Genomic DNA, 13,750 nt, shown 5'->3' on the forward strand with positions numbered 1-13,750 from the left:
ACAATACATTAATGTTTTTATTATTTAGGCTCCTGGTTCTTGTTTATAAAGATAGCTGATAAATTTTTCCACTCAAAATATAAAGCTACTGATGCAAACATTACTAAAAGCGCGTTGCCAATAAAAATGTTTCGGTCAAATACATAGAATGATATATAAACGAGTAAAGCAGAAGATATTATATAAGCCAGGTTCTTTTTTAAATTATATGGGATAGGATAATTTTTTTGCCCCCAGATATAGGATAATATCATCATTGTTGCATAGGCTGCAAATGATATCCACGCTGATGCCATGTAGCCATATTTTGGAATAAATATTACGTTAAAAACTATAGTAATTATAGCACCAACCCCAGATATGTAAAGGCCATATTTAGTTTGATCAGATAATTTATACCATACCGAAAGATTCATATAAACACCTAAAGCAACATAACCAAATAATAGTGGTGGAACTACATCCAGACCTACCCAGTAATCTTTATTATTTACATAATGCTTTAATATTTCAATATTTGCTACAACACCCACAAACATCATGCACATGGTAATTACAAAGTAATCCATTATTTTGGCATAAGTAGCTCCGGAATTTTTGTTTTTTGCGTGGCTAAAAAAGAATGGCTCGGCACCCATCCTAAAAGCTTGATTAAATAAACTGGCAAAAATAGATAGCCTTGCGCAAGCCGAATAAACCCCAACTTCATACTCACTTATATTTTGCGGCAAAAGTTTACCCAATAATAATTTATCCAAATTTTCATTTACGATATATGATAAATTGGCTATCAAAATTGGAATGCTATAAACCAACATTTGTTTTGACATTCCCTTATCAAATTTTAATTCCAGTTTCAATAGCTCTGGCAATAGCATTAAAAGTGTGATAAAGCTTGCTATTAAATTAGATAGAAATGCGTACGCAACCCACCCATGCACATACCAACTCATACACCACTGCCAGCCTGCAAATTGTTGCTTTATCCAATACGGAATGATAACAATGAATAAGATATTGAAAAAACAGGTGATTAAAATATTGATGACATTAATAAAACCGTATTTAATTGGTCTGCCATCTGCACGTAACTTGGCAAACGGTATTACACACCATGCATCAAGTATTAAAATAACAATAAAGTATTTTATAAAAAGCTCAAATTCGGTTTGCGGTATATCCTTGCCTATTTTTATAAGCCCTGCCAGTGTATGGGTAAAGGGTAAAGTAAGTAACAAAAATCCTACTGTTACTGCCAATATTACCCAAAAACCATTATTGTATACTTGTTGCTTTTTATCAGGAAATTTATTGAGATACCTGAAAAAAGTGGTTTCCATTCCAAATGCTAAAACTGCCTGAAATATGGAGGCATAGCTGAACATGGTACTAAAAATACTATAAACTTTAGGTTTGTAAGCGCCTGTAAAAAGCGGGGTAAGTAAAGCACTTAATAATCGTCGAATTATAGTACTTAACCCATAGATAGCCGTTTGCCCTGCAAATTTTTTAGCTGTTGACAATAGTGTGCGTAATTTAAATGTGGCTTACTTAAACAAACCCCTTTTTAATACTTCAAAATTACGATAGTTTTTTAATTCGCCCTCATTAGTTTCAACCGAGGTAACTTTAGCATCCTCAGGGCCTTCATGGCAAAAATCTAAAAAAAGGTCCATTGTGGCGTTGTCGGCCTCGGCTTCTATGATAACATCCCCGTTAGGGTCATTTTTAACAGTTCCTTTTATACCTAACTGGTCGGCAACGGCTTTTGCGCTTGCGCGAAAAAAAACACCCTGTACTTTTCCTTTAACAATGATATCTAAATGCTTCATTTTAATTAAAAAGGCAAAATTAAAAAATCAAATATAGGTTTACCTGTAAACTTAAATTAAGCGCTTAACTTTTGATTGGGCAGTAAGCTTCAGATCTTTAATATCAGTTATCAGGTTAAGGCCGGGAGTTTTGCCTGGCTCTAATGTGCCTTTATCTTTATCAATCCCTAAAAATGCAGCTCCGTTAATAGTGGCCCACTCCATTAGTTTAGCGGTACTTACGCTTGGAAAGTTTTTTTGAAGGGTTACCATCTCGCTTAAAATACACAGCTTATTATTTGATGCCAGGCTATCGGTACCTAAAGTAATGTTAAAACCCTGGTCAATAAACAGCTCAATTTTGGGTAGTTGCTTTTCAATATACAAATTAGCATTAGGACAAAAACACCAATGGATATGCCTGTCAAACCGCTTTATAAAGTATATATCCTTTAAATTGGTACAAGTGTTATGCACTAATAAAACATCCTGTTTGTTAGTAAGCAAAGGTATCACAGACTGTAACGAATTACGTGCCTGCGGTTTAAAATAAGCTATATCAATTTTTAAATGCTCATATAATTCGTTAAAACGCCCTAGTTTATAACGATAAAACTTATTCTCGTCCTCGCACTCCTGGTTATGAATGCTTAGCAGGTTTTTATTTGTATCGCTATATTTTTTTATCAGCTTAAATAATTCTTTTGATACCGTATAAGGGGCGTGTGGTGTTATAGATGACGGTTGTGGTTTAAATTTATCCAAAACTGCAAGGCCGGCGTTAAAAACCTCATCGGCTTTAGCAGGTGTAAAACCTAATACCTCGACAAAGGTATGATAGTATAATTTACTTTTGGCTTTAAGTGCAACGGTAGAACTATTGTTGGATATATCACCAACGGCAACAATACCATTTTCATACATATCCTTATCTGCTTTAGCAGCGGCTTCTTCAATTATCTTGCTATCTGCATCTCTAACCTGTAATATATCTTTGATAAAATCAACCAAACCGCTTCCGGGTGCTATTTTACCACTGAGGTGCGAAAGCTCAACATGACAATGGGTGTTTATAAAGCCGGGGCATAGTATACCGCTCAGTTGCTCAACCGGCGTATCGCCGGTATCGGGGGGGATGTCATCAGTTACAGAAATGATCTTACCCAAATCATCTACAGTAACTACTCCGTTTTGAATTGGATCGGCACAAACAGGAAAAACGTAATCGGCTCTAAAAATTTTCATTCGGTATAACTTAGCAATTACTCACCTGATTATTATCAATCCATAGCAATATAGACAATTAACTTATAATTATTGTTTTTAAGTTAATGAATAATAATTTAAAAAAGATAGATTTTTAAATTTCGTACTTTTGCAGCGTGAATACCGCAAAAGAAAAAATTGATATCCGCAGTCTTAGCCTGGAAAGTTTGCAAAAGCATTTTGTTGCAATGAACGAAAAAAGCTTTAGGGCTAAACAGGTTTATGAATGGCTATGGAAAAAATCTTGCTTTTCTTTTGACGAGATGAGCAATATTTCAAAAGAACTTCGCACTAAACTGGATGAAAATTTCATTATTAATAATGTAAAAATCCACACCTCACAGGTTAGTGCTGATAAAACTATAAAAAATTCTTTTATTTTACATGATACTCATCTAATTGAGGGTGTTTTAATTCCGACACCGGGGCGAATGACCGCCTGCGTATCATCGCAAGTGGGGTGTAGCCTAACCTGCAAATTTTGTGCTACCGGTTATATGGAGCGCAAACGCAACCTAAATCCTGATGAAATTTATGACCAGGTTGTTTTAATTGACCAGCAAGCGCGCCAAAACTATGGCATACCGTTAAGTAACATTGTTTACATGGGAATGGGCGAGCCTTTACTGAATTACAAAAATGTAATTGATTCGGTTGAGAAAATAACATCCGAAGAAGGTTTGAACATGGCGGCCAAACGTATTACGGTATCAACCGCCGGTATTGCCAAAATGATCAAAAAACTGGGTGATGACCAGGTTAAATTTAATTTGGCACTATCATTACACGCTGCGAATGATGAAAAACGTAATACCATAATGCCTATAAATGAGCAAAACTCATTAAAAGCATTAGCCGAAGCTCTAAAGTATTACTACGCCAAAACCAAAAACCCGGTAACCTACGAGTATATTATTTTTGATGGCTTTAATGATAATATTGAAGATGCCGCTGAATTAGCCAAATTTTGCAAGCACCTGCCTTGTAAAGTAAATATCATTGAATATAACCCCATATCATTTGCCGCCTTCCTTAATGCCGGCGAGGATAAAGTAGAAGCCTTTGCTGAATATCTGCGCAAGCAAGGCGTTAACACCCACTTGCGCCGCAGCCGGGGTAAAGATATTGATGCTGCTTGTGGGCAGTTAGCCATTAAAGAGGGGCAGTAATACAAAAACTATACTATATCGCTCCGTCGACTCACCCCGACTACGCTACGCTGGTCGACCCTCTCTTCCGCAAGCGGGAAAGAGGGTTATTCAAAAAAAAAACCTCTTTCCGCCGAAGGCGAAGAGAGGGTGGTCGAGCGAAGCAAAGACCGGGTGAGTAAATCGCCGCATTCAACTCCCATTTTCTTTATATATTTATTGACAGCGAAGGATTTTTAACCAACCATCGTCATATACTTTATCACAACCCGAATTGACAGAGCAGGAATTAATTGCTTGTTTACTTAAAGGCGATGAAAGCGCTTTTAAAACCTTAATTAACACCTATAAAAAAATGGTGTATAATACGGTATTGGGGTTTGTGCAAAACGTGGAGGATGCCGAAGATGTTACGCAGGATGTTTTTATAAAGGTATATGAGGGAATTGGCAAGTTTAAGCAGCAATGCAAGCTAAGCACCTGGATATATCGTATAGCATTAACACAGGCTGCTGACTTTATCAGGCATAAAAAAAGAAAAAAACGGGCGGGATTTTTAACCAGCCTGTTTGGCAATAATAATGAGTTGCTGCATGATCCTGTTGACTTTGTGCACCCGGGCGTATTGGCGGAGAACAAGGAGCAGTCGGCAATATTATTTAAAGCGATAAACCAACTGCCTGAGAAACAAAAAACGGCATTTTTACTGCAAAAGGTGCAGGATTTGAGCCAGCAAAAAATTGCCGAGATAATGGAATTGAAAGAAGGTGCGGTGGAGTCATTATTAATGCGGGCCAAGGGCAACCTCAAAAAGTTATTGATCAATTATTATTCATCGATATGAAAAACAAACAGGATTTAGAAAAACAGGCAGAACGAACTTTAAACAGTTTGGATAACCTGCAGCAATTGGAGGCAAATGAATTTTTAGATGCCAAAATATTACACCGTATGCAGGTTATGTATCATCCACCCGCTGTAAGCGCACAACAATTAATGCTGCGTTTGGCAGCTGTACTTTGTTTGCTAATATGCCTTAATATCACGACCTACCTGGTATTAAAGCAACCCAAAAATACAACCACAAAAAACATAAACGGAGCAGATGCTTTTGCCGATGCATACGGATTAAATAACAATTTGAACAGTTATTAATGGCTTATGAAAAATTTTAAATTTTTAATTATTATAGTTATCCTGCTCGTAATTATTAATTGCGTGCTGTTAGGATCGCTTTGGTTTACCAAGTACAAAATGGCAGGACCACCAATAGGGCCACCTGAAAGGGCAAATGATTATTTAATACGCGAGTTAAAAATGACACCCGCGCAGGTTAAACAATATGACACCATGCGCAAACAGCATTTTGAAACTACCCGAAAACTGAATGATCAAAACCGCTTGCTGCGCGATGAATTCTTTAAGAATATACAAACCCCTGTTTTAAATAAAGCTAATATTGATTCGTTACAAAAAAAGATAAGCGCTAATTCGGTTACATTGGATACGACCACCCTATACCACTTCCGCAAATTGAGGACTATACTTACCGATGAGCAAAAAACAAAGTTTGATAAAATTATACAAAATGCCCTGCACATGATGGGTGGCCCACCTCAAGGCGGTGGTGGCCCTGGCGGACCAGGTGGGCCGCCGCCTAATGGAATGCGACCTACTGACGGACGTCCGGGTAAAAACGGAATGCATCCACCACGCAGGGATAGGCCGGGCATGCACCCACCGCCTGGGGGCGGACCACCGCCACCACGACCGGATGGAAGCCGTCCTGATGGCCCACCGGAGGGAATGTATCCGCCGCCGGGTGGAGGGCCACCTGACCGCGACTTTATGCCGCCACCGGGGGGGCCGCCAAGGCCGGGAACACCACCGGGACGCGGACCAGGGATGCCACCGCCGGGCGGACCACCACCGGGATACTAATTAAAAATAAAGCGAAGGAATTTATATCAGCTCACATCTAATGATATAAATTCCTTTTATTATGAAAATTAAACCTATAAACTTAGCATGCGGCATTAGCCTGGTATTTATAACCATAATTGCCTGCAAAAAAGAAAGTACAATTACCACAACCACCACTACTACCACAACAACACCAACCGTTGGCACCTCGCCGGTTCCTGATGTTTATAAAAAAATTTACAACACATCAGATATGTATGTGGATGGTAATTTCCTGGTGATAAAAGTTACCAGTTTACCCGATCATAAATCGCCTTACTACCAAGGCACTCAATGGGCATCTACCAAATATGAGGCCTATAATGGTACTAACCCGCAATGGATGCAAAACCCCAATAAAATAGCACAAAGTAATCTCACTTTTAGGATACCTTTAAATCCGACAGCAGCAACTACACACGCTGCAACCCCAATGGGTCCAATGGGGGTAGCGATAAATGGAGTGCCTATATTTAACCAATACGCAGCAGGTGGTGTTCCGTTAACCGGCGAGATCAACAGTTTTGATCAATATGATGGTCACCCGCAGCAGCAGGGACAATATCATTACCATGCAGAGCCTTATTATTTAACCACTACTAAAGGTAAGGATGCTTTGGTTGGATTTTTATTAGATGGATTCCCGGTTTATGGGCCTAACCACGGTACTACTCCGGTATCAAACAGTGATTTGGATGCTTATCATGGACACACTTCGGTAACTGCAGATTATCCTAACGGCATTTACCATTATCATACCACCAGTGTTGACCCTTACATTAACGGAAATGGATTTTATGGAACGGCAGGTACTGTATCGCAATAAACTATTAGGCTTAGCCAGTTTTTTAGTCTTAATAGGCATTATTTATTTAAGTACCCAATACAAGATTATCCCATCAAAATGGGTAAATGAGCATGACACTGCCTTAACACATACTGGCGGAGTACTATATTATAATAATGTGGCTTTTTCTGGTTGGATATATAGCGATTATCCTAATGGCAATCGCTACTATGAAATCCCTTATCACAATGGTAAGGAAGAAGGCATTATGAAAAGCTGGTATATAAACCATAAACCTGAGCAGGAAAGGCTGTTTGTAAACGGTAAAAAACAAGGTATTCATCGTGGTTGGTGGCCCAGCGGTAAACCTAAGTTTGAATATTATTTTGAAAATGACGAACATAATGGAACCGCTAAAGAATGGTTTAGCAATGGCAGCCCATATCGTATTTTTAACTATAAGGTCGGGCATGAAGAAGGCCGCCAGCAAATGTGGTGGGATAACGGCACCATCCGCGCTAATTATGTAGTAAAGAATGGGCAGCAATATGGCTTAATTGGCCGTAAGCTTTGTAAAAATGTCTTAAAAAATGAAAAATCTTAGCTTCATACTTCCGTTTATATTATTAATAGCCGCTTGCGATAAAAAGGCAGACGATAACCGTTTGCCTTTTTATAATACGCCCGATTTTACGCCTGTTTGGCTTACCCCACAGGATGATGCCTATAACAAAATTCATACTATAGCCCCATTTACTTTAACCAATCAATTAGGCGATACCATTAGCAGCAAAAACACAAAAGGCAAAATATATGTGGCAAATTTTTTCTTTGCCTCGTGCCAAAGTGTTTGCCCGCCAATGATGGAGAATTTAAGCAAAGTAGCACAGGTTTTTGAAAAAGATAACCAGGTGCTTATCCTATCGCATAGCGTTACTCCACGCCGGGATAGTGTACCTGTTTTGTTTAGTTATGCGCAAAAACGGCATATCAACAACAACAAATGGTGGCTGCTAACCGGCGACCAGCCCGCTATTTATAAGCTGGCACGACAGGCCTATTTTGCTGACGATGCCACCGGATATACCAAAGGCAGCAACGATTTTTTACATACCGAAAATTTAGTATTGATAGATGCCAAAGGAAGGATAAGAGGGGTATATAATGGATCTTTACAATTGGAAGTGAATAACTTAATTGATGATATTAAATTATTGAAAGCTGAGGATATATAGTTAATAGCTTTTATTAATTTAATGCCATGAAACTGTTGCGCAGTTACCTGGCCGATTTTACATCACTATTATTCCCACAGCTTTGCCCTGCCTGCGGCGAAAGCCTGGTAGCTGCAGAAGATGTAATATGTACTGATTGCCGATATAATTTACCGTTTACCAATTTCCATTTACAGCCTGATAATATTGTAGCGCGCCAATTTTGGGGTAAAGTTGATGTAGAGGCCGCCTACTCGTTATACTATTTTGCAAAGGGAGGTAAGGTTCAAAATTTAATGCATCATTTTAAATACAGTGGCATGCACCGCATTGGAAATATATTAGGCAATATAGCCGGTGAGCAATTAAAACAAAACGATAAATTCAATACCGTTGATTATATTATACCCGTTCCGCTGCATAAGAGCAGGCTTAAACAACGCGGCTATAATCAAAGTAAATGTTTTGCAGAAGGTTTGGCTGAAAAACTACAAGCCGAAGTAAATGATAATAACCTGGTGCGCATTAGGGCTACAGAAACGCAAACCCATAAATCGCGCTTTTTACGTTTTGAGAATATGCAGGAAGTTTTTAAAGTAATGTACCCCGAACAATTAGCTAACAAACATGTTTTGTTGGTTGATGATGTGGTAACTACAGGTTCAACACTGGAGGCTTGCAGTATTGAGTTACTTAAAATTCCGGGTTTAAAATTAAGCATAGCAACTATTGCGTATGCGGAGTAGAAAGATTAGTTGTTGAAGATTAAAGATTAGATTAATCACTATTCTTCAATCTTAGTAACCATTAATTCTGCAATTTGCTTAATTTTTCAAAAAGGATGGCGGGCTCAAAAGGTTTTAATATATAATCATTCATGCCGCCAATTTCGCCTTGTTCGGGGTTCAATATTGAGGCGGTTAAAGCAATGATGTGTAAATTTTGAAAGTATGATTCCGGTTTAGCTCTTAAAATTTCAACGGCTTCAATACCGCCCATTTTAGGCATATTCAGATCCATCAATACCACATCATAGTTGGGGGTAGCTTCTATTTTTTCTATAGCTTCAACACCATTCTCAGCAAACTCGGTTTTAACACCCCACTTGGTTAAAATCTTGTTGATCAATAATCGGTTAATTTGATTATCATCTACCACCAGCACTTTAATATTTAATGTAGTATCCACTTATTAATTATAGTTAATCTAAATACGCAACCGCATAAAAATGCTAAAACATTTCGTTTTAACGAAATAAAATTGCACCCTGTTTTCATTTAATTTAATAATATTAAACAAAGGGCTAAACGTTCAAAACGCTTAGCCCTGTATTAATTAATTTAATAGTATTTTATTACTCAGCGCCTTTGCTATACAACGGAAACTTCTCCGTAAGCTTATGCACTTTCTTACGTACTTTAGCTAAAGATTGTTCGTTTTCCGGATCTTTTATAACCTCATCAATCAACTCAACAATCTGCTCCATTTGCTTTTCCTTCATACCACGGGTGGTTACAGCAGCAGTACCTATACGTATGCCTGAAGTTGTAAACGGCGATTTATCATCATAAGGCACCATGTTTTTATTCACAGTGATATCGGCAATTACCAAAGCGTTCTCGGCAGCTTTACCAGTAATATTTTTATTGCGCAGATCTATAAGTACCAAATGGTTATCTGTACCGCCTGAAACGATCTCATAACCACGGTCGGTAAGTGCTTTGGCTATAGCCGCACCATTCTTTTTAACCTGTAAAATATATTTCATATAGCTTTCACTCAAAGCCTCACCAAAGGCTACAGCTTTTGCCGCTATAATATGCTCTAACGGACCACCCTGTGTTCCCGGGAAAACAGCCATATCCAATAAAGCCGACATCATTTTAACTTCGCCTTTAGGTGTTTTTAAACCCCATGGGTTCTCAAAATCTTTACCCATCATAATTAAACCACCACGTGGGCCGCGTAATGTTTTATGGGTTGTTGTTGTAACTATATGGCAATGCGGAAGCGGGTCGGTTAATAAACCCCTTGCTATTAAACCTGCAGGGTGCGATATATCAGCTAACACCAATGCTCCAATTTGATCAGCCACTTTACGTATAAACTCATAATCCCAATCGCGTGAGTAAGCCGAAGCTCCGCAAATGATCAATTTTGGTTTTTCTTTTAAAGCTACTTTTTTAAGCAGGTCATAATCAATATACCCGGTATCTTTACGTACTCCGTAAAAATGCGGCTCATATAATTTACCTGAAAAATTTACACCCGAGCCATGTGTTAAGTGGCCACCGTGTGAAAGATCAAACCCCAATATTTTATCGCCGGGCTGTAAACATGCCAGCATAACTGCCGCGTTGGCTTGTGCACCAGAGTGTGGCTGCACGTTTACCCATTCGGCATTAAACAATTGTTTGGCGCGCTCAATAGCAATGGTTTCAATCTCATCAACTATCTGACAGCCGCCATAATAACGTTTGCCCGGTAAACCTTCGGCATATTTATTGGTAGCTACTGATCCTGCAGCTTCCATAACCTGCCTGCTTACAAAGTTTTCTGACGCGATCAACTCCAGTCCTTCTTCCTGGCGCTGTTGTTCTTCATCTAACAGCTTAAATATAAGTTTGTCTCTTTTCATACGATTTTAAAAACGGCCTAAGTTAACAAATTGGTTAGAGATTTGACCGTAAGAATTTAGATTAGATAGATATTTTGGCGTGTAGGTTTATACACCAAATTTTATATCTCTTTTGCCGATATCCAAAAATTATTATAGCCCAACCCTATCTGTATATCAATCAATTCCTGCTGCAGCATTTCTAAAACAGCCAAAAAATTATAAACAAAATGCACTTTATTGTCTGAGTTTTGGGCGATGGCTTTAAAATCCATCATTTTATTTATTCTCAACAGGTCATCGATAGCTTTTTTTTGCTTTTCAATGGTATAGGGATATTGTTCAACGGTGTGTGTAACCTGTTCGGCACGGTTGGCGTAACGCTCCATTAACCGGCCATAAACCATCATCAGTTTATATAAGCTCACATCAGTTAATTCTTCGCCGGGCATAGCCACTTTTTCGGCTTGCCCCAAATCATAGGCTATATTCCCACGCTTTTCCTGTTTAAAGCGTTCGTCCTCAAAAGGCTTAAGCTCCTCGCATATTTCTTTAAACTTTTTGTATTCTATCAGCTTACGTATCAGTTCTTCTTTATGGTCAATTTCATTCTCGCCATTTTCAGCCTCGTATCGCGGCAGCAGCATTTTAGCTTTAATGCGCATTAGTGTTGCAGCCACAAAAATAAACTCGCTGGCCAGCTCAATGTTAAGGCTAACCATTTGATGAATGTAGTTTAAAAAGTCATCAGTAATGCGGGCAATAGGTATATCATGGATGTCCAGCTCATCGCGCTCAATAAAAAACAGCAGCAAATCAAAGGGGCCCTCAAATTGCGGCAGCTTAACAGCAAAACTTTCCTCATCCATCATGCGTAAAAATACAGTTGAGTTTTAAATAAATAAAATTATAAACATCAAACAATAATAGCTTTAAAATGTCCTAATTTTACCAATTAAACTTAGTTAATTTGTAAGTTTATTATTCTAAATACTATTAATGCAAGTTAAGGCCGGCGACTTATTACAAACTATCAACTATCCGTCTGATTTAAAGAAACTTAAAGAGGAAGACCTTGAACAGTTATGTCAGGAGTTGCGCCAGTATATTATTGATGTAGTATCGGTAAATGGCGGGCATTTTGGTGCCAGCCTGGGTGTTGTTGAGCTAACCGTTGCTTTGCACTATGTATTAAATACGCCTTACGACCAATTAGTATGGGATGTTGGCCACCAGGCCTATGGTCATAAAATATTAACCGGCCGCCGCGAAGCTTTTGATACTAACCGTATATATAAAGGCTTAAGCGGTTTTCCAAAACGTGCCGAAAGCGAATATGACACTTTTGGCGTTGGCCACTCATCTACGTCTATATCAGCAGCCTTGGGTATGGCGGTTGCTTCACAATACAAAGGCGAGACCGACAGGCAGCACGTAGCCGTTATTGGCGATGGCGCCATGACAGCAGGCATGGCCTTTGAAGCCCTTAATCATGCCGGTATTGAAAATAGTAACCTGTTAGTTATCTTGAATGATAACAATATGGCTATTGACCCAAATGTTGGTGCGTTAAAAGAATATTTAACAGATATTACCACCTCAAAACCCTATAACCGTTTTAGGGATGATATTGCGGGAGTACTGGCCAAATTATCAGCCATTGGCCCCGATGCGTATAAAATAGCGCAGAAAATAGAGAAAAGTATTAAAGGAACTTTATTAAAAAGAAGCAACTTTTTTGAAGCCTTAAAATTCAGATACTTTGGCCCTATTGACGGGCACGATGTAAAGCATTTGGCCAAAGTGTTGAATGACTTGCGCGATATACCCGGCCCTAAACTTTTACATTGTATTACAGTAAAAGGTAAAGGTTATGCCCTGGCCGAAAAAGACCAAACCAAGTGGCACGCGCCCGGCTTATTTGACAAAATTACCGGCGAGATCAAAAAAACAAAACACGAAAAACCACAACCACCCAAATACCAGGATGTGTTTGGCCATAGTATTATTGAGTTAGCCGAGCTAAACCCTAAAATTATGGGCATTACTCCGGCCATGCCATCGGGTTGTTCATTAAACCTGATGATGAAGGCCATGCCCCATCGTGCTTTTGATGTAGGTATTGCTGAGCAGCATGCGGTAACATTTTCGGCCGGAATGGCTACACAAGGGTTGATACCTTTTTGTAACATCTATTCGAGCTTTATGCAGCGGGCTTATGACCAGGTAATACACGATGTGGCGATACAAAAGCTAAATGTGGTTTTTTGTTTGGATAGGGCGGGCATTGCAGGTGCTGATGGTGCTACTCATCATGGTGCTTATGACCTGGCTTACATGCGCTGCATACCTAACATGACGGTAAGCGCACCCATGAACGAAGAGGAACTGCGTAACCTGATGTTTACTGCTCAACAAGATGATATGGGTCCGTTTGTAATACGTTACCCCCGTGGCAATGGTGTTATGGTAGATTGGCAGCGTCCGTTTAAAGCCATTAAAGTAGGCAAGGGCCGCAAAATATGCGATGGTGAAGATGTAGCCATATTAACCATAGGCCATATTGGCAACGAGGCCGTAAAGGCTATTGCTGAGCTAAATGCTGAAGGCTATTATCCGGCACATTATGATATGCGTTTTGTAAAGCCATTAGATGAAACATTATTACACGAAGTATTTAAAAAATTCAATAAAGTAATTACCGTTGAGGATGGCTGTTTAGAAGGCGGAATGGGTAGTGCTATTCTTGAATTTATGGTTGACAATAATTACCATGCATCCGTTACCCGACTGGGTATACCCGATCGCCCGGTTGAGCATGGGGAGCAGCAGGAACTTTGGTCCGAATGTGGCTACGATGCTAATGGTATTGCCGCACAGGTACGCAAAATTGGCGTAAAATCAAATACACATACTATAGCTTCTTAAAGATCAAAGATTGATTA

General features: G+C 39.1%; 15 protein-coding genes. 9 read left to right on the top strand and 6 right to left on the bottom strand.

All coding sequences use genetic code 11. From position 1 onward, the window contains the following. Positions 1–20 precede the first annotated feature (20 nt). The 3 genes from ACYVJ6_RS12865 to ACYVJ6_RS12875 are packed head-to-tail and all read right to left on the bottom strand — an operon-like array spanning position 21 to position 3,056. The gene (locus ACYVJ6_RS12865; protein ID WP_460694474.1) at positions 21–1,523 is read right to left on the bottom strand and encodes an oligosaccharide flippase family protein; all 1,503 of its coding nucleotides are present in this window, start codon (positions 1,521–1,523) and stop codon (positions 21–23) included. 24 nt (positions 1,524–1,547) lie between these two features. Next, entirely contained in the window at positions 1,548–1,832 is a 285-nt protein-coding gene (locus ACYVJ6_RS12870; protein ID WP_460694475.1) for an acylphosphatase, read from the bottom strand. Positions 1,833–1,883: 51 nt separating this feature from the next. Further along, positions 1,884–3,056 carry an amidohydrolase family protein gene (locus ACYVJ6_RS12875; protein ID WP_460694476.1) on the bottom strand — a complete coding sequence of 391 codons (1,173 nt, stop codon included), beginning with the start codon at positions 3,054–3,056 and terminating at the stop codon, positions 1,884–1,886. Positions 3,057–3,193: 137 nt separating this feature from the next. On the opposite strand from ACYVJ6_RS12875, the gene rlmN reads away from it, so the two are divergent. The 8 genes from rlmN (at position 3,194) to ACYVJ6_RS12915 (ending at position 8,934) form a co-directional block, all read left to right on the top strand. Next, positions 3,194–4,246, top strand: coding sequence for a dual-specificity RNA methyltransferase RlmN (gene rlmN, locus ACYVJ6_RS12880; protein WP_460694477.1), 1,053 nt, complete (start codon positions 3,194–3,196; stop codon positions 4,244–4,246). 253 nt (positions 4,247–4,499) lie between these two features. Beyond that, the gene (locus ACYVJ6_RS12885) at positions 4,500–5,069 is read left to right on the top strand and encodes an RNA polymerase sigma factor (protein WP_460694478.1); all 570 of its coding nucleotides are present in this window, start codon (positions 4,500–4,502) and stop codon (positions 5,067–5,069) included. Continuing rightward, a complete protein-coding gene (locus tag ACYVJ6_RS12890; protein WP_460694479.1) occupies positions 5,066–5,380 on the top strand; it encodes a hypothetical protein in 315 nt (104 codons plus the stop codon). Before ACYVJ6_RS12885 ends, ACYVJ6_RS12890 begins: the two co-directional genes overlap by 4 nt. Before the next feature lie 6 nt (positions 5,381–5,386). Beyond that, positions 5,387–6,166 carry a Spy/CpxP family protein refolding chaperone gene (locus ACYVJ6_RS12895; RefSeq protein ID WP_460694480.1) on the top strand — a complete coding sequence of 260 codons (780 nt, stop codon included), beginning with the start codon at positions 5,387–5,389 and terminating at the stop codon, positions 6,164–6,166. Positions 6,167–6,227: 61 nt separating this feature from the next. Next, positions 6,228–7,013, top strand: coding sequence for a YHYH protein (locus ACYVJ6_RS12900; protein ID WP_460694481.1), 786 nt, complete (start codon positions 6,228–6,230; stop codon positions 7,011–7,013). After that, on the top strand, positions 6,976–7,578 hold the full coding sequence (locus ACYVJ6_RS12905) for a toxin-antitoxin system YwqK family antitoxin (RefSeq protein ID WP_460694482.1): 603 nt from the start codon (positions 6,976–6,978) through the stop codon (positions 7,576–7,578). Before ACYVJ6_RS12900 ends, ACYVJ6_RS12905 begins: the two co-directional genes overlap by 38 nt. Further along, on the top strand, positions 7,565–8,209 hold the full coding sequence (locus tag ACYVJ6_RS12910) for an SCO family protein (protein WP_460694483.1): 645 nt from the start codon (positions 7,565–7,567) through the stop codon (positions 8,207–8,209). Before ACYVJ6_RS12905 ends, ACYVJ6_RS12910 begins: the two co-directional genes overlap by 14 nt. A gap of 26 nt (positions 8,210–8,235) precedes the next feature. Continuing rightward, complete coding sequence (locus ACYVJ6_RS12915; RefSeq protein WP_460694484.1) at positions 8,236–8,934, top strand: ComF family protein; 699 nt, start codon at positions 8,236–8,238, stop codon at positions 8,932–8,934. A gap of 61 nt (positions 8,935–8,995) precedes the next feature. On the opposite strand, the gene ACYVJ6_RS12920 is transcribed toward ACYVJ6_RS12915, so the two are convergent. The 3 genes from ACYVJ6_RS12920 to ACYVJ6_RS12930 form a co-directional block, all read right to left on the bottom strand. Next, on the bottom strand, positions 8,996–9,376 hold the full coding sequence (locus ACYVJ6_RS12920; protein ID WP_460694485.1) for a response regulator: 381 nt from the start codon (positions 9,374–9,376) through the stop codon (positions 8,996–8,998). A 166-nt stretch (positions 9,377–9,542) separates the two neighbouring features. Then, on the bottom strand, positions 9,543–10,826 hold the full coding sequence (locus ACYVJ6_RS12925; protein ID WP_460694486.1) for a serine hydroxymethyltransferase: 1,284 nt from the start codon (positions 10,824–10,826) through the stop codon (positions 9,543–9,545). A 101-nt stretch (positions 10,827–10,927) separates the two neighbouring features. Beyond that, a complete protein-coding gene (locus ACYVJ6_RS12930) occupies positions 10,928–11,677 on the bottom strand; it encodes a segregation and condensation protein A (RefSeq protein WP_460694487.1) in 750 nt (249 codons plus the stop codon). A gap of 127 nt (positions 11,678–11,804) precedes the next feature. Here ACYVJ6_RS12930 and dxs point away from each other — a divergent pair, with 127 nt between their 5' ends. Next, complete coding sequence (gene dxs, locus ACYVJ6_RS12935; protein ID WP_460694488.1) at positions 11,805–13,733, top strand: 1-deoxy-D-xylulose-5-phosphate synthase; 1,929 nt, start codon at positions 11,805–11,807, stop codon at positions 13,731–13,733. The last annotated feature ends 17 nt before the right edge of the window (positions 13,734–13,750 follow it).

This window comes from Mucilaginibacter puniceus, assembly GCF_054783175.1.